Below are 15,303 nucleotides of genomic sequence, written 5' to 3'. Positions count from 1 at the left end.
TCTGCGTTTGGGGTGAGACGAGAAAACGGCAACTGAGGGCAACTGACGGGCAACTGGCGCGCAGCGAAATGCTGCGTAGTTTGCCGCGTAGAGGAGGCCCCCATGAGCACCACGAACCGCCGGGACTACGGCACCGGATCCATCTACCGCCGCTGCGATACCCGTCGCGGCTGCCCACCTGCCGTAGACGGGACCAGGCCGCCCCACAAGTGCACCGCGCCCTGGGTCGGCGCCCTCGTCACCGGCTTCACCGCCAGCGGCGCGGTCCGCCGCCGCACCGTGTCCGCCCCGACCGAGGCCCAGGTCAAGGTCAAGCTCCGCAAGCTCGCCGCCGACCTGGCCGACGGCGCGACCGCCAGCGACCGCACCACGGTGAAGATCTGGGCTGCGCAGTGGCTCGACATCGCCGAGCGCCGCCTCCGCCCGCAGCCCTTCGTCTCGGCCAGGTCCGCCGTGAACCGCTGGATCATCCCCACCATCGGCCACCGGCGGCTGAGCGAGCTCACACCTGGCGATGTCCGATCCGTCTCCGACGCTCAGCGCCGTGCCGGGCTCACCACCTCCACCCAGCGCCGAGCTCACTCCGTGCTCGTGTCGATGCTCAAGGCCGCCCGCGCCGACGGCTACCCCGTGCCGGCGCGCGTCGTCGAGGTCACCGCGCCGGCCGCGAGCGTGTCCGACCGCGTCGACATCCCGGCCGCCGACGCCATCGCCATGCTCGAGGTCGCCGCCGGCGGCGCCGACGGCTCACGCTGGGCCGCAGCTCTGCTCCAGGGGATGCGCCAGGCCGAGTGCCTAGGGCTCACGTGGGACGCCGTCGACCTGGAGCGGCGCATCCTGTCCGTGACGTGGCAGCTGCAGCCCATCCCGTACCGCGTGAAGCGGGACCGCTCGTCAGGCTTCCGGGTGCCCGACGGCTACGAAGCCCGGCAGCTGAGCGGTCGGTGGCACCTCGTGCGCCCGAAGACCCGAGCCGGGATCCGGATCATCCCGATCGTCGAGCCGATGGCAGCCGCGCTGGCCGCGTGGGCCGAGGTCGCCCCGACCTCCCCCCACGGGCTGGTCTGGCCGTCCCCCGATGGCGGGCCCCGCGACCCGCGCAAGGACGACGCTGCCTGGTACGCGCTCCAGGAGGCCGCGGGGGTGACGCACCCGGCGGGCCGGCGGTTCACGATCCACGAGGCCCGCCACACCACCGCAACCCTGCTGATGGAGGCCGGCGTGGCCCCCGCCGTCATCAAGGCCATCGTCGGACACTCCACGATGCTGTCGACGAACGCCTATCTGCACGTCAACACTGCCCCCCTCGCCGCCGCTGTCGAGGCCGTCGCGCAACGTCTCGCGCTCCGCCCTGCTGAGTAGCCTCGGCCCATGGCGACTGCCGAGAACCTCCTGATCGCGGCGCTGTGCGGCGTCGCGGGCCGGGCCGTGCACGCCAAGGCCCCGTGCGACGTCGCGGTCGCCGAGTTGCGCAAGATCACCACCGACCCGCGTGTCCTGGGCATCGCGGCCGGCGGCGAGCTCGGCGCGTGGCAGGCCAACCCGGTGCGCTACTGGTCGGCGAAGGACAAGGCGGATCTCCTCGACGCGGCCGGCGCCGACACGGACGTCCGTGACGCTGAGGCCGCGGCCGTCCGCGCGCGGCTGTCCTAGGGTGGCTGGAGGCCCGGTGGGGCCGTGGACCTCTGGGGAGAGGGTCGCGCCCTGCCGGGCCGCCCCTTGCCCGGGTGGTCGGCCCCCGGGGAGACTCCGTGGATGGGCGAGAAGATGCCGGGCCAGTCCCTGCCGACCTGGGTGCTGCTCACGCTGACTGTGATCCTGGCGGTGTTCTTCACCGTCCTGGTGATGTTCGCGCTGGTGTAGCGCCAGGCGCCGATCAGGCGGTGTGGTCGAGCCTGATGCGGAGGTCGGCGCGCTGCTCGGCCGGGAGCCGACGCAGGCGTGTCCAGACCCACTCCTCGGGGAGCTTGAGCAGCCCGGCCATCTCGGTGAGGTCGGTCGACTCGTGCCACGCCCACCTCAGGGACTCCCAAGGCATCGCGAGCTCGGCGGCCTGACGGTCCACCAGCCCCTCGACACGGGCATCGGTGTGCCCGACGCGGTCGCGCCGCTCGGCGTGCACCAGCTCGTGCCACAGCACCCGGCGCTCCTCGGCCAGGAGCAGGCCCGACCGCACCACGATGGTGCGGATCTCGTCGTAGTAGCGGCCCGGCTCGGAGATGCGGTGCCGGACGAGCATGAGGTCGGGACGAGCGGCGAGGGCGACCCAGGGGTCAGGGACGCTGCTGCTCGAGTCGCGCCACCCGTTCCGACAGAGCCCGGATCTCGCTTCGCAGGTCCTGGCGGTCGTCGCGGACCTCGGCGCGGAGCTGGTCGTACTCAGCCCGGCCGCGGAGAATTTCCCGCAGCAAGTCCTCATTCGTCACACCACCCTCGACCCTCGTGCCCGGCGCGGCCACGTAGCCGGGAGTCTGCTGGTCACCTCCGACAGAGTCGGTCGGCAGGACGTCGTCGGGGTCGGCGCCCATGCTGATCTGGCGGATGCTTCCGGCCGGCCAGCCAAGCGCGGACTCGATCTTCCCCTGCGTGGAGAGCTTGGGCCACCGGGTGCCGGCGAGGAAGTCGGCAACGGTGCCCGGGTCGATCTTGGCGTTCCCGGCCAGCCACGAGCTGTTGACCTGACGGGCGGCGAGCCACTGCGCGACGCGATCGCTCGCCTTGCGCTGGTAGGCGTTCTGGGCCATGCGGGGTGTTCTCCATGCCTCGGAGCGTTTCGGAAATCTCAGGGAACATCAACGGACCCGATCCCGTACAGCGTGGAACTTTGGCGGGAATACAGGGGAGTAGTTACACAGATGTGAGATGTACTGACCTGCGAAGATGGCACCTGTTCCCACTATTTCCGTTCCCTCTCTTGCGTAGTTCCCTGTTGTTCCTTATTGTTCTCGGCATGACTCCGAAGAACGTCACCCCGGCCGAGCAGGCCGAGAGGCAGCGCGTCGGGGCCACCCTGCGAACCATCCGGTCCACTCGCGGATGGAAGCTCGGTGACTTCGCCACCGAGATCGGCATCTCCTACGCCTATCTGTCGAACATCGAGGCCGGCCGCAAGCCGCTGCCCGACCACCTCCTGGCCCGCGCCGCGTCCCTCCTCGACGTCGAGCAGATCGCCATCAAGATCCCTGGAACGACCGGGAAGAACGCGGCATGAGCAAGGCGCCCGCGCTCCCCGCCCGGAAGTGGCTGAACCGCATCGAGGCCGCGCAGTACGTCGGCCTCAGCCCGGACACGATCCTGCGCCTCAAGCGGGCCGGGAAGATCACGGCCAAGCGCACCGCGGCCCGCGGCGGCAAGGACCTCTACTCCGTCGAGTCGCTCGACGCGTGGGTCGACAGCCTGGAGGACTCGTGACCAAGCCGTCCGCAGCCGAGCAGCCGCGACCGACGGCCGCGTCCGAGGTCACCCCGGCGTCCCTGATCGAGTTCATCGAGGACACCCTCGGGATCGGCCTGTTCGACTGGCAGCACGCCCTGGTCGAGCGCACGTTCGGGGACCTCCGGTGACCGCGCTCGTGACCGTCGCCGGGGTCCCGTTCGACCAGGCGTTCGCGCTCGTGATGATCGGCGCCCTCGCCGGCGCGGTCCTCGCGGCCACCGCGGTGTACGCCGCGTGGCAGCGCGACCTCGACCGCCGCGTGTTCGGCCCCCGCCCGGGCAACCGCCCCGGGCCGCGGCCGAACGACGGTGGGGGTGCGCGATGAGGTTCGACGGACCGACCCTGGCCCGCGCGTGGCGCGCCGTCTGGCCAGCAGCTGCGACGTCGGAGGACTACGTCGAGCTGTACCGCGCCGTGCAGATCGAGGTGCACGCCTCCGGGGTCGTGCTGACCGCGTGCGACACCCACAGCATCCTCAGCGCCTGGGTGCCCGCGCTCGAGTGGACCGCGACCGGCGGCGCCACCCCGGAACCGGGCTCGCCCGCGGCCGAGACCTACGTGCCCGAGGACATGCCGCCCCCGGTCCGTGAGGTCGAGCCCGAACGTGTGGTCGTGGTCCGCGACGAGGACCTCCGCGCCGCTGGCCTGCTTGCCTACGCCGTCAAGCTGCTGCGGACCTTCGACAAGGATCGCCGCCACACCCCGGGCCTGGTCGTCGTCGACCTGGACCTCGACGCCGCGATCCCCTCCGACCCGGCCCTGACCGACGCGACGCTCGACGGGATGGACGCCTGGACCGGTGACGCCGTCGCGCTCACCATCCCCGACTCCGAGCGCGTGCTGCTCCCGACCATCCCGGACGCGATCACCACCGGGTGGCCGGACTGGCGCCGCTGGGACCTGTTCGAGCCGACCAGCGCCCGCGACGACAACGCCGACCCCGAGGCCGCCCAGCAGGTCCAGACCTACGCCGCCCGCCGCATGTACGCCCTGCACCAGGCCGCGGCCGCGCTCGGTGAGTCTGCCGTGACCCTGCTCCCCACCGACCGACACATCCGCGTCGAGTTCGACAGCGACCGCCCCGTGATCGGCGGCGCGGTCATGCCGATCCGCGACGACACCGCCCCCGCGCCGGCCGTCACCGACGAGGACGGCCCCTAGACCGGCTGCTGGGGTCCGGCGTGGGCTGCGAGAGGGGGAACCCGCAGCCACCGAGCCCGCCGGCCCCAGCCGTCCCCACCCGCTGACCCCCCAGCACCCCGCCCAACGACCTGATCCGTGTCTCGCGCAGCGCCCACCCCGCGGTGGGGCGGGCTGCCGCATACCCACCCGACCCCGTCCGACCCGAAGGGACCACCACCCCATGGACCCCATCCACGCCCTCGTGCTCCTGGCGCTGCTCGCGCTGCTGTGGCACGGCCGCGCGCTGCGCCGCGACGCCCAGCGCCGCGCCGACCTCGCCGACATCAAGCGCCGCGCCGCCCAGGCCGAGCTCGGCCTGCTCCGCGCCGAGCAGCGCAAGGCCGCCGACACCGTCACCCAGCTCCGCATGGCCGCGGCCACCGACCCCGCCGCCCCCACCCACGCCTGGCTCGCCGACCAGTACCAGCGCGCCGGCCGCACCCTGCCCACCACCCCCACCCGCGGAGGTGCCGCGTGACCGCCACGACCAACCGGCCCGAGACCACCCCCGACCTCGGACCCGGGATCCAGACCTTCATCGGGACCGACCTCGCCGTGCCCGTCGAGTACCTCCTGGTCGTCGACAACGAGTGCGTCCCCCCGACCCGCACCCTGCACTGGCGGTTCGCCGGCCCCGACAGCGGCGACTGGCAGAAGATGGCCGACCTCGGCGTGGCCGACTGGCCCGCCCGCTACGCCACCCAGCCCGCCGCGGGGCCCGCGCCCGTCGGCGACGTCGTCGCCCTCGACGGCTACGACCCACGGGTCGGTGAGATCCCGTGCTGACCACCGACGACTTCCACCAGCTCCCTGCCGCGGAGCAGGCCAGCCACCGCCGCCGCGCGTTCCTCATCGGCAACGACTACGGCCTGACCGCGATCCGCTCCGGGTCCCAGGTCCTCCTCGCGGGCCTGTCCGAGGTGATCCACGAGACCGCGACCCCGGTCGCCTGGATCAACCCCGCCGACGCGATCGAGGTCGGCCAGTTCATCCGCTTCATGCACCCCGACGTCGAGCCCGCGGACCTCCCGAACCTCGTCGAGACCACCGCGGCCCGCCTCGCGGAGTGGATCGAGGAGCGCGACGCCATCACTGTCAGGCAGGCCACCCCGTGAGCGCCGACAGCCTCGACCAGGGCGTGCTGTTCGACCTCGGGATCAGCCCGCTCGTCGACGGGCCCACCACCCGGACCGCGCCGGGCCCGGCGGGGGAGGAGCCCCGCACCGTCCCGCTCACCATCCAGGAGCGGTTCGACGCCTGGTCCGAGGCCAACCCGTGGGTCCTGCCCGCGCTCGAGCGTCTCGCTGGCCGGTGGCTCGACGCCGGGCACGACCGCCTCGGCATGAAGCAGCTGTGGGAGCGGCTGCGCTGGGAGTACGGCGCCACCACCGGCGACACGTTCAAGGCGAACAACAACTACACCTCCCGCGCCGCCCGCGCGCTCATCGAGCGCCGCCCCGACCTCGCGCCCGCGCTCCGCACCCGCGAACTCCGGAGCGCCTGACGTGTGCGCCTCCTGCCAGACCATCGCGCCCGGGCTGCGTCTCGCCGCCGCCCTCACCACCGGCCCCACCCAGGTCGTGGCCCGCCCCGCCCCGACCGGGCACGCGCACCTCCACGCCGGCCCGTTCCGCCCCGACGGGCGCGCCGACCGGACCGTGCGCCCGCTGTGCGGCCGCCGCCGCGCCGGGCTGCGCCACCTCCACGCGCTCCCGCTCGAGTGGGTCGAGTACGACGACGACCGCGCCCGGTTTCGGGTCGTGACCCGCAGCCTGTGCGCCCGCTGCGTCGCCGCCCTGCCCGCCGCGACCCACGCCCTGACCGGGGAGCCGGTGCACGCCCACATCCGCGGCACCTACGCCAACCCGCAGAACACCCCGTCCGCCGTGTACGGCCACCTGCCTGCCGAGGTCCTCGGGCACGCCGCACGGTGGGCCCGCACCACCGACGAGTGCCACCAGATCGGCACCACCCTCCTCACCGTCCACGGCCCCAAGCCCTACGCCCCCCGCGGCCGCCTCAACAAGCTGCCCCACCTCGCCGACCTGTGGGACGCCCACGACGTCCTCGACAAGCGCCGCAGCCGACTCCGCATCCGCGAACTCGACCCCGACACCCGCGCCCAGGTCCTCGCCGACCGCGACGCCGCGACCGCGAACGCCCGCCAGGTCGACGCCGACCGCCGCAACGCCGACCGCATCGACCACCTCGCCTCCCGCCACCGCAAGGGCCTCTACCTCACCCCGTGGGAGCGCGACGAGCTCAACGCCACCAGGAGCACCGCATGACCGACGAGACCACGACCGACCAGAACACGTCCCCGCGCCCCGACCCGCGACTCCTCGTCGGCGAGCGGCTCATCGTGAGGATGAACTACGCCGGTGGCGTCACCGACGCCGGCCTCGGTCGGGTGATCGCCTACTCCGAGAACCCGACTTACCAGATCGAGCGCGTGGACGGCTCGCGCGTCAGCTTGGCCCGCCGCCCTCGTCGACTTCGTGAGCAGCATCGAGGCCATCGACTTCCTCCAGTGCATGGTCGACGTGGCCCGTCAGCCGCGCTGCGAGCACTGCGGGCGGCCGTGATGAACGGGATCTGCACCCGCCCCGCGCGCCTCGACCCCGACGTCTACGAGCGCGCCGTCGCGAAGCTCACCCGACCTCCGGGGGAGCAGCCCAGCCGCGTGACCCGTGGCGCCCACCGCCCGGAGACGTTCCTCGGCGCCTACCTCCGGGAGGCGCTCGCATGGAGCTGAAACCCGACACCCACGACCACGCCCAGGACCGCTCGGGCCGCACGTGGTGGGCCCTCGAGGGCGCCCCGTCCCGCGGCGACGTCCGCGTCCCCGGTCGGCTGTACGCCTCGTTCCCGATCTACGCGACCGAGCGGCAGGCCCGCGACGCCGCCCGCTGGGTCAACACCCGCAGCCCCCACCTCCCGCCCGTCCGCGTGCTGCGCCGCCGCCCCGGGGGCGAGTGGGAGTGCGCCGACCAGCCAGCCCACCAGGAGGCGACGTGAGCACCGCGTCCAGCGACGACGTCGGGCTGTTCGGCGAGGACGGCGTCCGCAGCGAGCGCGTCGAGTGGGGCAACCGCTGGCCTCAAGACTCCTACGCCAGTCCCGCCGGGCAGATCGAACCGGCCGCGTCTGAGCAGAACGCCCGCTACCGCGCCGAGCAGACCCACTGGGGGCCGGATGGCCCGTTCTCGACCTCCGTCGTCAAGCGGACCGTCGTCACCTACACCACCCGATGGACCCCAGCCGACCAGACCCAGGAGACCCGATGCTGACCGTCACCGACCTGTTCGCCGGCGCGGGCGGCTCCTCGACCGGGATGGTCAGCGTCCCCGGGGTCGAGGTTCGCATCGCCGCGAACCACTGGGACATCGCGTGCCAGATCCACAACGCGAACCACCCCGACACCGACCACTCCACCGCCGACCTCCACGAGGAGAACCCGGCCTACTTCCCCCGCACCGACGTCCTGTGGGCCTCACCCGAGTGCACGAAGTGGTCCCAGGCCAACGGCACCAAGCTCCCCGACATCGAGGAGGGCTTGTTCGAGGACCCGCTGTCCGACGACGCCAAGACCCGCTCCCGGCTGCTGATGTTCGACGTCCTCCGCTTCATCGAGCACCACCGCTACCGGCTGGTGTTCATCGAGAACGTCGTCGACATCGCCACCCAGGCCAAGTACCGCCTCGCCTGGTCGGAGTGGCGCACCCGGCTGGCCGCGCTCGGCTACGCGTTCCGCGTGATCTCCCTGAACTCGATGCACGCCCAGGCGTTCGGCGCCCCGGCGCCGCAGTCCCGTGACCGGATCTACATCGCCGCGTGGCCCAAGGGCGAGACCCCGCCCGACTTCGACCGGATCCTGCGCCCGCGCGCCTACTGCCCGCGCTGCGACGAGGTCGTCGAGGCACAGCAGGCGTTCAAGCCCGGCCGCACCGTGGGCCGCTACCGGCAGGCGTACATCTACCTCCACGGCTCGTGCGGCACCACGGTCGAGCCCGGCTGGCTCCCGGCCGCGGCCGCGATCGACTGGTCCATCACCGGGGAGCGCATCGGGGACCGCCTCAAGCCCAAGACCCGCGCCCGGATCGCGGCTGGGATCGCCCGCTACTGGGGTGCCCCGTTCCACTTCGAGCACGGCGGCAACCAGTACGACGCCGCCGACCCCAAGCACCCCCAGCACGGCGACCCGAACGCCTACTACCGCGCGTGGTCGGTGACGGAGTACCTCCGCACCCTCCACACCGCCGAGACCAAGGCCCTCGCGATCCCCGTCGAGGCCCGCGACGGGAAGACCGCGCAGACCGTCGGGCAGCCGTTCCGCACGCAGACCACACGCCTCGAAACCGCGCTCGTGCAGCACCGCGGCCTCGTGACCCCGGCCGGCGGCACCTGGAACGAGGACGCCCGCTCCACCGACGACTACCTGCGCACGATCACCACCCGCGACACGAGCGCGCTGGTCACGCCCTACTACGGGAGCGCCGAGGAGGCCCGCCCCACCGACCGGCCCATCGGCACGCTCACCACGGTCGACCGGTACGCGCTGGTGCACCGCAACAACGACGGCGGCGCCGAGATGACCACCCCCGCCCACGAGTACCTCCGCACCCTCACCACCACCGGGCACCAGTCCCTCATCCAGGCCAGCACCCCCACCGGCCGCCCCCGCGTGACCCCGGCCGACGTCCGAGCCGCCGAAGAGCTCGTCCCCGAGTGCCTGTTCAGGATGCTGCGCCCCCACGAGGTCGCCGCCGGCATGGCGTTCCCCGCCGACTACAACTGGCAGCCCCCCGACCGGGAGAAGCCCGTCAGTAACCGCGACCTCGTGAAGGCCGCCGGGAACGCCGTCACCCCGCCCGCCGCCCGCGACCTGATGCACGTCGGAGCGGAGTGGCTCGCATGACCGACTACGACTCCCCGACCGAACTCGACGAGATCGACGGCTACGACGTCGCGCTCGCGGTGGCCGAGCTCCAGCGGATGGCTGACGCCGAGAACCGCAACCGCTTCCTCGGCGGGCAGGTCGGCGACGCGCTCGCGCGTGCCGCGCAGCTGCTGCGGACCGTGTACGGGCTGGGCGGGTCGAACCTCGAGCCCACGCTGCGCAGCACCGAAGCCTGGGAGCGCCTCGCCGACGTGCCCGCCGACATCCCGCTCGTGATCGCCCTCGGCGACGCAGAGGCCCCGGTCGCGCTGCTCCCTGTCGTCGACATCGACGTGTGGACCTCCGCCGCCGGCGCGGGCCCCATGATCCGCCTCATCACCGGGAGCCCGAGATGAGCGAGCGGCCGGTCTACGGCATGTGCACCGCGTGCGGGTCGGTCGAGGTCGCCCTCAACAAGCAGACCGGCACCCGCGACCTCTCCGGGATCGGTGAGAGCCCGGAGTACCCGACCGGCTACGGCTGCGAGGTGTGCTCGTGACCGCTCCGAGCCCCGCAGCGCCGACCCCGACGCACCGGTTCCTGTCCTACGGCGGCGGCACGCAGTCCGCTGCCCTTGCCCTGATGTCCGCCGCCGGGCTGCTCCCACGCGTCGACGCCGTGATCTTCGCGGACACCCACGGTGAGCTTCCCGAGACCTACGAGTACGCCGAGTACGTCGAGGGCCACCTCGACGCCGTCGGGATCCCGTTCGTCCGCGTGTCTGCCGGCAACCTCGAGCACGCCCTGTTGGCAGATGCGCCGACCACCAACAACCCGACCCCGCCGGCCCACGTCGTCAACCCTGACGGGTCCCCGGGCCGGATCAACGCCTACCGCTGCTCCTACGACTACAAGCGGCGCGTGATCCTCCGCGAGGTGAAGCGCCGCACTGGGGGCCGTGGCGCGTGGAAGCGGTCGACCGTCGAGCAGTGGCTCGGGTTCTCCACCGACGAGGTCGCCCGCTGCAAGCCGGCCGACGAGTGCCGGTGCGGCCACAAGCGGGTGCGGCCGCCGGCTGAGAAGGGCGGCCCGCCGCGGGGGCATCGACCGGCCTGCGACTCGACCCGCTGCTCCTGCCCCGGGTTCTCGCCCTGGCAGATCAATCGGTGGCCGCTGATCGAGCTCGGGTTCCGTCGCTCGGACACGATCCGCTGGTTCGGGGAGAACGGCCACCCCACGCCCCCGCGGTCCGCGTGCTGGTTCTGCCCGAACAGCCGGAACCCCCGATGGGCAGCCCTCAAGCGCGACCACCCCGACCTGTGGGAGCGCGCCTGCCACCTCGACGAGACGATCCGCAACGGCGGAGGGTTCAACGCCCGCGGCAACGTCGCCTTTGGGGGCCGGATGTTCCTCCACGACTCCCGGATCCCGCTCCGCGACGCTGACCTCCGCAGCGCCGTCGAGCGCGCCGCCGACGCTGGCCAGGGCGACCTGTTCGACGGCGCCAGCATCGGGATGGACTGCGAGGCCGGGGTGTGCTTCACGTGATCGACCCCTCCCGCACGATCGGCCCCATTCCGATCCCGAAGCGGCTGTGGTTCTCGATGAACGACCGCCTCTACTGGGCCGACCGTCACCGCAGGACCCGCGCGCTGCGCGAGCTCGGCGGCTGGCACGCCCGCGCCGCCGGCCTGGGCGGCGCGCTGCTCGGCCCCACCGCAGTGACCGCCCGGATCTCGTACCCCACCAACACCCGAGCGGACCCCACCAACGCATCGCCTGTGATCAAGGCGCTGGTCGACGGCGCCGTGGACGTAGGCGTCTGGATCGACGACGACGACAAGCACGTCGTGAACCAGTCCTTCGTGCGCGGCCCGAAGACCGGCACCCCCGGGATCTACGCCGTGCGCCTCGACCTCACCCCCTGGCCCCCGCCCGAGCAGGTGCACCCGTGACCCGCCGCCGGAAGCCGAGCAAGCCGACCACCACCGCGGCCGGGGTCTTGGGCGCGCCCGCCGAGGACCACCCGTCCCTCGTGCCGCTCCACGGCGGACAGAAGGTCGGCGGCTGGGCAGACCCCGACGCGAACGCCGGCCGCTACTACACCCCCGACCGTCTCGGAGCCATGTGCCCGGTGTGCCGCAACCGCATGCCCGCCGCCCTAGCCGACGAGCACAACCACCCGTGCTGCGGCCCCGACGCCGCCCGGCTGCTCACTCTCGCCCGCGCGACCCTCCGCGCCCGCATCGGATCCCCACGAAGGAAGGCCAAGCCATGACCGCGCCGCTGCCACCAGCCTTGCCGGGAGATCTGCTCGAGGTCGACGGGGACGACCGGGTCCGGCAGGTCCTGCCCACCGCCCGGAACTTCACCCGCGCCGTGCGCCGCCGTGACCGGCAGGCCGTGACCGCGATCCTCCACCGCCTCGACCGGGAAGGCGACCTCATGGCCCTCGCGGTCGTGCTCGCTGAGCTCGTCGACGTCGAGCGCCTGGTCATCGACCCCGACGCGCCCCACGTCCTCCTCGCCCCGAACCCGTCGACCGGCCGGCACGTCGCGACCGCGCGCCGCCACCACACCCGGATCCTCGGAGACAGCGAGGTGGCGTCCTAGTGCCCTGGGTCCGAGTGGGTGACAACGCCGCCACCTACCCCAAGCTCCTCCAGATCGCCGCCTACCCCGGCGCGGACGACCGCGCCGTGAACGAGGTGTTCGGCTGGCTCTACCGCTGCGCCACACAGTCCGCCGCGTGGCTCACCGACTACGTGATCGACAGCGGGACCGCGCACATGCTCGGCGGCGCCCGCACCCCCACCCTGGCCCGATGGTGCGTCCGCGCCGGGCTCCTCACTCCCATCAAGGCCAGCGGGATCCCCGCGTGGGTCCTCCTCAACGACCCCGCGTTCATCCACATCCGCACCAAGGTCGAGCTCGAGTGGGAAGCGCAGCGGCGTGCCGACACCTCGAACACCCACATCACGGTCCCCGTCCGCGCCCGCGACGGCGACCAGTGCCGCTACTGCGGGATCGTCGTGCAGTGGTCCGGCCCGAAGACCAACCGCCGCGCCGAGTACGACCACCGCCACTTCGGGCAGGCTGCGACCGTCGACACCCTCGTCGTGGCCTGCCGCTCCTGCAACGGCGCCCGCAGCAACGACCCCGAGTGGGACCTAGTCCACCCGATCCGCGCCGCCCCGGACAAGCCGTTCTACGGCAAGACCACCGCCACGTTCCTCACCCGCAACGGGCGGCCCACCGTCCCCAACTTCGACCCCGACGCCCTCATCGACCGCTTCAAGATCACCGCAGCCAACCCGGGAGACGCAGCCGAAGGCGCGCACCCAGGCCAGGCGCGACCAGGAGCGCGACCACCCGAGGACACCAGGGCCGAACCGGCGGACACCGCAGCCGACCGCGCAGACGCAGCCACAGGCGCGCAGCACGGCCCTGGCGCGACCCCGCCGCCCTCCTGGGCCACCGAACCGCCACCAGAGCCCGCAGCGGCCCAGGACGGCCCAGGAGCCCGCGAGTCACCGCCCGAGTCTCCCCAGAGTCTCCCGACTGTCTCCGAATCCAGCTCGGCAAAGTCCGGACTCACCGGGTCGGGTCGGGAAGGGACGGATCGGGAGGCACCCCCACACCCGCCACCACACCCACCAGCCTCACCACCCCGACCAGCACGCAGACGGGGATCCCGAGGAAGCCGCAAGCCACCCCCGCCCACGGAAGGACACCCCCAACCATGAAGCGCACCAGTGTCCGCCTCGAGCGGCACGTGATCATCGACTACCTCTGCGGAGTCCCGATCGCACACACCTCCGCGGCCACCGGGCTCGGCCGCCAGGTGATCTACCGGATTCTCGCCCGCCACGACATCCCGGTCACCCGACGCACCCGCCGAGGAGCAGCGTGAACGCCCGCCGACGACTCCCGACCACCCGACCCGTCGGGATCCGCCCCGCCATCCCCGCCCACGCGTTCGCCGACGTCGCCGCCGGCCACACCGCGCCCGGAGCATGCGCCTGCGGCCGACCCGCCCCCGACGCCTACCTCTGCCCCGACTGCCTCACCACCATCGCGAACGAGCTCGCCCGCGTCCCCGACGTCGTCACCGACCTCAACGGCATCCGCTTCGGGCAGCGCGGCGTCGACTACACCACCCGCGCCACCGGCACGGGCGGCGCGAAGGAGCGTCCGCTCCCCATCGCCGTGCACGCTGTGAACGCCCGCGACCACCTCCGCCGGACCCTGCACCACCTTGTCGTCACCTGCGTGCAGCTCGACGTCACCAACGCCAGCCCCTACCCGGGCATCCCGCACCGCGGCGACCTGCCCGCGATGGCCGGCTGGCTCGCGTGGCGCGTCGACGGGATGGCCACCTGGCCCCACTTCGCCGACGCCGCAGACGTCCTCCGCGCCGCCGTCGGCCGCGCCGCCCACGTGACCATGCCCCACGTCGCCCGCCTGGTCCTCTGCGCCTGCCCCAACGCCGACACCCACGCCTGCGACGGCGTCGTCCTCACCAGCCCCGGCGACGAGCACGGCCGCTGCGACACCTGCGGCGAGCTGGTCGACGCCGACGCCACCCGCCGCGCGCTCTACGACCGCGTCCGCGACTGGACCATGACCGCCGCCGAGATCGCCACCCTCGCCACCTACACGGTGCCCACCGGTGGGCACATCGAGCACCGCGACCGCATCCACGCCCGCATCCGCAAGTGGGCCCAGCGCGGCCACCTCACCTACCGCGTCACCCTCACCCGCGGCGCCCGCGTCTTCGCCGTCGGCGAGGTGCTCGACCTGATCGACCAGCGCCGCACCCCACCCAGCGAGGACCGATGAGGACGCCACCGAAGCCCGCCGGACACGACGAGGTACCAGCCGACCCCGCCAACGGCGAAGTGCACCGTTGCTCGCGCTGCGGCCACACCGCCGAGTTCGTCGTGCTGGACGACGGCCTGCCCGGCGAGTGGGTCGACACCACGCCCAGCGAGGACCGATGACCACCGAGCCCGACGGCCTCGGCAACGTCATCGACAGCCTCGAGGTCCCGCACAGCCACCACGACGGCGACCTCTACGCCGGCGCGATCGTGATCCTCAAGGTCATCGACTCCGACGGCGACGTCGTCATGCGCGTCGCCCACAGCGACGGGGTCTCCTGGTTCGAGCGCATCGGCATGCTGACCGTGGCCCTCGAGGTCGAGCGCAATCCCCGAGGCGACGATGACTGAACGCCAGCACGAGACGGGTGCCCGCTCGTCGCCTACTGTGACGTCATCCCCATGCCGTTCAGCACGATTAGGAGAAATGGCCGCATGAGCGACGACTACTCCGCCGACCTTGCCGACTACGCCTCGACCCGAACCAAGAACGTCAAGGCTGCCTCGCGTGCCTTGCGAGAGGCGTGCATCAAGGCCGCAGCCACGAACGACTCTCACGCGCAGATTGCCCGCCGAATCCGCGAGACGCTCATGGATGCGGGCCAGGCCGAGCCCAAGGGGACGGCCTCCAAGGTAGCGACGGTGGCACTGTGGCTTCGCGCCGGCGGCTCGTGGCCCGAGGGTGGAAGCCTGACCAGCGCCTACGAGAGCGCCACTCTCCACAAGCGACTGAACCCATAGCCACCCCGTCGTGTCGTTGCGCCTGTGGTTTTCGCTGTGTCACACTCATCGGCAGACGGAGAAGGTCTGTCCTCTCTGCGGTTCGGTGGCCTGATGGCCTGGACCACCAGTGACCGAAGCGAACGTCTCCCGGCCGACTGGTCGAAGCGCGTGGCAGCTGTGAAGCGCCGCGCTCGAGGTCGTT

Annotated in this window: 30 protein-coding genes; 28 read left to right on the top strand and 2 right to left on the bottom strand. The window is 72.6% G+C overall.

The window, feature by feature from the left end; translation table 11 throughout:
* Positions 1–102: 102 nt before the first annotated feature.
* Positions 103–1,362 (top strand): tyrosine-type recombinase/integrase, encoded by a 1,260-nt coding sequence (locus ACERUJ_RS02935; protein WP_370246945.1) that lies wholly within the window; start codon positions 103–105, stop codon positions 1,360–1,362.
* 9 nt (positions 1,363–1,371) lie between these two features.
* Positions 1,372–1,653 (top strand): hypothetical protein, encoded by a 282-nt coding sequence (locus ACERUJ_RS02930; RefSeq protein ID WP_370246944.1) that lies wholly within the window; start codon positions 1,372–1,374, stop codon positions 1,651–1,653.
* A 223-nt stretch (positions 1,654–1,876) separates the two neighbouring features.
* Here the strand turns inward: ACERUJ_RS02930 and ACERUJ_RS02925 are convergent, their stop codons facing one another.
* Positions 1,877–2,239 carry a hypothetical protein gene (locus ACERUJ_RS02925; protein ID WP_370246943.1) on the bottom strand — a complete coding sequence of 121 codons (363 nt, stop codon included), beginning with the start codon at positions 2,237–2,239 and terminating at the stop codon, positions 1,877–1,879.
* Between the two features lie 34 nt (positions 2,240–2,273).
* Positions 2,274–2,744: a hypothetical protein gene (locus tag ACERUJ_RS02920; protein ID WP_370246942.1), complete on the bottom strand. Its 471-nt coding sequence runs from the start codon at positions 2,742–2,744 to the stop codon at positions 2,274–2,276.
* 206 nt (positions 2,745–2,950) lie between these two features.
* Between ACERUJ_RS02920 and ACERUJ_RS02915 the strand changes: the two genes are divergently transcribed.
* The 26 genes from ACERUJ_RS02915 to ACERUJ_RS02790 all read left to right on the top strand — a co-directional run bounded on the left by ACERUJ_RS02915 (position 2,951) and on the right by ACERUJ_RS02790 (position 15,119).
* The gene (locus ACERUJ_RS02915; protein WP_370246941.1) at positions 2,951–3,211 is read left to right on the top strand and encodes a helix-turn-helix domain-containing protein; all 261 of its coding nucleotides are present in this window, start codon (positions 2,951–2,953) and stop codon (positions 3,209–3,211) included.
* Positions 3,208–3,411: a helix-turn-helix domain-containing protein gene (locus tag ACERUJ_RS02910; RefSeq protein WP_370246940.1), complete on the top strand. Its 204-nt coding sequence runs from the start codon at positions 3,208–3,210 to the stop codon at positions 3,409–3,411. Before ACERUJ_RS02915 ends, ACERUJ_RS02910 begins: the two co-directional genes overlap by 4 nt.
* Positions 3,408–3,563, top strand: coding sequence for a hypothetical protein (locus ACERUJ_RS02905; protein WP_370246939.1), 156 nt, complete (start codon positions 3,408–3,410; stop codon positions 3,561–3,563). Before ACERUJ_RS02910 ends, ACERUJ_RS02905 begins: the two co-directional genes overlap by 4 nt.
* Entirely contained in the window at positions 3,560–3,760 is a 201-nt protein-coding gene (locus ACERUJ_RS02900) for a hypothetical protein (RefSeq protein ID WP_370246938.1), read from the top strand. Before ACERUJ_RS02905 ends, ACERUJ_RS02900 begins: the two co-directional genes overlap by 4 nt.
* Entirely contained in the window at positions 3,757–4,596 is an 840-nt protein-coding gene (locus ACERUJ_RS02895) for a hypothetical protein (protein WP_370246937.1), read from the top strand. The genes ACERUJ_RS02900 and ACERUJ_RS02895 overlap by 4 nt, the downstream gene beginning before the upstream one ends.
* A gap of 202 nt (positions 4,597–4,798) precedes the next feature.
* Complete coding sequence (locus ACERUJ_RS02890) at positions 4,799–5,095, top strand: hypothetical protein (protein WP_370246936.1); 297 nt, start codon at positions 4,799–4,801, stop codon at positions 5,093–5,095.
* Positions 5,092–5,403 carry a hypothetical protein gene (locus ACERUJ_RS02885; protein WP_370246935.1) on the top strand — a complete coding sequence of 104 codons (312 nt, stop codon included), beginning with the start codon at positions 5,092–5,094 and terminating at the stop codon, positions 5,401–5,403. The genes ACERUJ_RS02890 and ACERUJ_RS02885 overlap by 4 nt, the downstream gene beginning before the upstream one ends.
* On the top strand, positions 5,397–5,732 hold the full coding sequence (locus ACERUJ_RS02880) for a hypothetical protein (protein ID WP_370246934.1): 336 nt from the start codon (positions 5,397–5,399) through the stop codon (positions 5,730–5,732). The genes ACERUJ_RS02885 and ACERUJ_RS02880 overlap by 7 nt, the downstream gene beginning before the upstream one ends.
* Positions 5,729–6,121, top strand: coding sequence for a hypothetical protein (locus ACERUJ_RS02875; RefSeq protein ID WP_370246933.1), 393 nt, complete (start codon positions 5,729–5,731; stop codon positions 6,119–6,121). Before ACERUJ_RS02880 ends, ACERUJ_RS02875 begins: the two co-directional genes overlap by 4 nt.
* 1 nt (position 6,122) lies before the next feature.
* On the top strand, positions 6,123–6,905 hold the full coding sequence (locus ACERUJ_RS02870; RefSeq protein WP_370246932.1) for a hypothetical protein: 783 nt from the start codon (positions 6,123–6,125) through the stop codon (positions 6,903–6,905).
* The gene (locus ACERUJ_RS02865; RefSeq protein ID WP_370246931.1) at positions 6,902–7,372 is read left to right on the top strand and encodes a hypothetical protein; all 471 of its coding nucleotides are present in this window, start codon (positions 6,902–6,904) and stop codon (positions 7,370–7,372) included. Before ACERUJ_RS02870 ends, ACERUJ_RS02865 begins: the two co-directional genes overlap by 4 nt.
* Positions 7,363–7,635: a hypothetical protein gene (locus ACERUJ_RS02860; RefSeq protein WP_370246930.1), complete on the top strand. Its 273-nt coding sequence runs from the start codon at positions 7,363–7,365 to the stop codon at positions 7,633–7,635. The genes ACERUJ_RS02865 and ACERUJ_RS02860 overlap by 10 nt, the downstream gene beginning before the upstream one ends.
* Positions 7,632–7,907: a hypothetical protein gene (locus ACERUJ_RS02855; protein ID WP_370246929.1), complete on the top strand. Its 276-nt coding sequence runs from the start codon at positions 7,632–7,634 to the stop codon at positions 7,905–7,907. The genes ACERUJ_RS02860 and ACERUJ_RS02855 overlap by 4 nt, the downstream gene beginning before the upstream one ends.
* Positions 7,901–9,535: a DNA cytosine methyltransferase gene (locus ACERUJ_RS02850; RefSeq protein ID WP_370246928.1), complete on the top strand. Its 1,635-nt coding sequence runs from the start codon at positions 7,901–7,903 to the stop codon at positions 9,533–9,535. The genes ACERUJ_RS02855 and ACERUJ_RS02850 overlap by 7 nt, the downstream gene beginning before the upstream one ends.
* Positions 9,532–9,912, top strand: coding sequence for a hypothetical protein (locus ACERUJ_RS02845; RefSeq protein ID WP_370246927.1), 381 nt, complete (start codon positions 9,532–9,534; stop codon positions 9,910–9,912). The genes ACERUJ_RS02850 and ACERUJ_RS02845 overlap by 4 nt, the downstream gene beginning before the upstream one ends.
* A complete protein-coding gene (locus tag ACERUJ_RS02840; RefSeq protein WP_370246926.1) occupies positions 9,909–10,055 on the top strand; it encodes a hypothetical protein in 147 nt (48 codons plus the stop codon). Before ACERUJ_RS02845 ends, ACERUJ_RS02840 begins: the two co-directional genes overlap by 4 nt.
* Positions 10,052–11,044 (top strand): hypothetical protein, encoded by a 993-nt coding sequence (locus ACERUJ_RS02835; RefSeq protein ID WP_370246925.1) that lies wholly within the window; start codon positions 10,052–10,054, stop codon positions 11,042–11,044. The genes ACERUJ_RS02840 and ACERUJ_RS02835 overlap by 4 nt, the downstream gene beginning before the upstream one ends.
* Positions 11,041–11,451, top strand: coding sequence for a hypothetical protein (locus ACERUJ_RS02830; protein WP_370246924.1), 411 nt, complete (start codon positions 11,041–11,043; stop codon positions 11,449–11,451). The genes ACERUJ_RS02835 and ACERUJ_RS02830 overlap by 4 nt, the downstream gene beginning before the upstream one ends.
* Positions 11,448–11,774, top strand: coding sequence for a hypothetical protein (locus tag ACERUJ_RS02825; protein ID WP_370246923.1), 327 nt, complete (start codon positions 11,448–11,450; stop codon positions 11,772–11,774). The genes ACERUJ_RS02830 and ACERUJ_RS02825 overlap by 4 nt, the downstream gene beginning before the upstream one ends.
* Positions 11,771–12,109: a hypothetical protein gene (locus ACERUJ_RS02820; protein ID WP_370246922.1), complete on the top strand. Its 339-nt coding sequence runs from the start codon at positions 11,771–11,773 to the stop codon at positions 12,107–12,109. The genes ACERUJ_RS02825 and ACERUJ_RS02820 overlap by 4 nt, the downstream gene beginning before the upstream one ends.
* 14 nt (positions 12,110–12,123) lie before the next feature.
* Positions 12,124–13,242, top strand: a complete 1,119-nt coding sequence (locus ACERUJ_RS02815; RefSeq protein ID WP_370246921.1) for a hypothetical protein — start codon at positions 12,124–12,126, stop codon at positions 13,240–13,242.
* Entirely contained in the window at positions 13,239–13,409 is a 171-nt protein-coding gene (locus ACERUJ_RS02810; RefSeq protein ID WP_370246920.1) for a hypothetical protein, read from the top strand. The genes ACERUJ_RS02815 and ACERUJ_RS02810 overlap by 4 nt, the downstream gene beginning before the upstream one ends.
* A complete protein-coding gene (locus tag ACERUJ_RS02805; RefSeq protein ID WP_370246919.1) occupies positions 13,406–14,338 on the top strand; it encodes a hypothetical protein in 933 nt (310 codons plus the stop codon). The genes ACERUJ_RS02810 and ACERUJ_RS02805 overlap by 4 nt, the downstream gene beginning before the upstream one ends.
* The gene (locus ACERUJ_RS02800; RefSeq protein WP_370246918.1) at positions 14,335–14,499 is read left to right on the top strand and encodes a hypothetical protein; all 165 of its coding nucleotides are present in this window, start codon (positions 14,335–14,337) and stop codon (positions 14,497–14,499) included. Before ACERUJ_RS02805 ends, ACERUJ_RS02800 begins: the two co-directional genes overlap by 4 nt.
* Positions 14,496–14,729: a hypothetical protein gene (locus ACERUJ_RS02795; RefSeq protein WP_370246917.1), complete on the top strand. Its 234-nt coding sequence runs from the start codon at positions 14,496–14,498 to the stop codon at positions 14,727–14,729. The genes ACERUJ_RS02800 and ACERUJ_RS02795 overlap by 4 nt, the downstream gene beginning before the upstream one ends.
* A gap of 84 nt (positions 14,730–14,813) precedes the next feature.
* Complete coding sequence (locus ACERUJ_RS02790; RefSeq protein WP_370246916.1) at positions 14,814–15,119, top strand: hypothetical protein; 306 nt, start codon at positions 14,814–14,816, stop codon at positions 15,117–15,119.
* Positions 15,120–15,303 lie beyond the last annotated feature (184 nt).

The sequence above is a fragment of the Nocardioides sp. genome (assembly GCF_964228225.1).
Taxonomy (GTDB): domain Bacteria; phylum Actinomycetota; class Actinomycetes; order Propionibacteriales; family Nocardioidaceae; genus Nocardioides.
The sequence above is the reverse complement of the archived record's forward strand: the minus strand, read 5'-3'. Positions and strand labels throughout refer to the sequence as shown.

Coding starts and splice junctions, on each gene's coding strand:
- ACERUJ_RS02935 (WP_370246945.1), top strand. CDS start 103: ATGAGCACCACGAACCGCCGGGACTACGGCACCGGATCCATCTACCGC.
- ACERUJ_RS02930 (WP_370246944.1), top strand. CDS start 1,372: ATGGCGACTGCCGAGAACCTCCTGATCGCGGCGCTGTGCGGCGTCGCG.
- ACERUJ_RS02925 (WP_370246943.1), bottom strand. CDS start 2,239: ATGCTCGTCCGGCACCGCATCTCCGAGCCGGGCCGCTACTACGACGAG.
- ACERUJ_RS02920 (WP_370246942.1), bottom strand. CDS start 2,744: ATGGCCCAGAACGCCTACCAGCGCAAGGCGAGCGATCGCGTCGCGCAG.
- ACERUJ_RS02915 (WP_370246941.1), top strand. CDS start 2,951: ATGACTCCGAAGAACGTCACCCCGGCCGAGCAGGCCGAGAGGCAGCGC.
- ACERUJ_RS02910 (WP_370246940.1), top strand. CDS start 3,208: ATGAGCAAGGCGCCCGCGCTCCCCGCCCGGAAGTGGCTGAACCGCATC.
- ACERUJ_RS02895 (WP_370246937.1), top strand. CDS start 3,757: ATGAGGTTCGACGGACCGACCCTGGCCCGCGCGTGGCGCGCCGTCTGG.
- ACERUJ_RS02890 (WP_370246936.1), top strand. CDS start 4,799: ATGGACCCCATCCACGCCCTCGTGCTCCTGGCGCTGCTCGCGCTGCTG.
- ACERUJ_RS02865 (WP_370246931.1), top strand. CDS start 6,902: ATGACCGACGAGACCACGACCGACCAGAACACGTCCCCGCGCCCCGAC.
- ACERUJ_RS02860 (WP_370246930.1), top strand. CDS start 7,363: ATGGAGCTGAAACCCGACACCCACGACCACGCCCAGGACCGCTCGGGC.
- ACERUJ_RS02850 (WP_370246928.1), top strand. CDS start 7,901: ATGCTGACCGTCACCGACCTGTTCGCCGGCGCGGGCGGCTCCTCGACC.
- ACERUJ_RS02845 (WP_370246927.1), top strand. CDS start 9,532: ATGACCGACTACGACTCCCCGACCGAACTCGACGAGATCGACGGCTAC.
- ACERUJ_RS02840 (WP_370246926.1), top strand. CDS start 9,909: ATGAGCGAGCGGCCGGTCTACGGCATGTGCACCGCGTGCGGGTCGGTC.
- ACERUJ_RS02820 (WP_370246922.1), top strand. CDS start 11,771: ATGACCGCGCCGCTGCCACCAGCCTTGCCGGGAGATCTGCTCGAGGTC.
- ACERUJ_RS02810 (WP_370246920.1), top strand. CDS start 13,239: ATGAAGCGCACCAGTGTCCGCCTCGAGCGGCACGTGATCATCGACTAC.
- ACERUJ_RS02800 (WP_370246918.1), top strand. CDS start 14,335: ATGAGGACGCCACCGAAGCCCGCCGGACACGACGAGGTACCAGCCGAC.
- ACERUJ_RS02795 (WP_370246917.1), top strand. CDS start 14,496: ATGACCACCGAGCCCGACGGCCTCGGCAACGTCATCGACAGCCTCGAG.
- ACERUJ_RS02790 (WP_370246916.1), top strand. CDS start 14,814: ATGAGCGACGACTACTCCGCCGACCTTGCCGACTACGCCTCGACCCGA.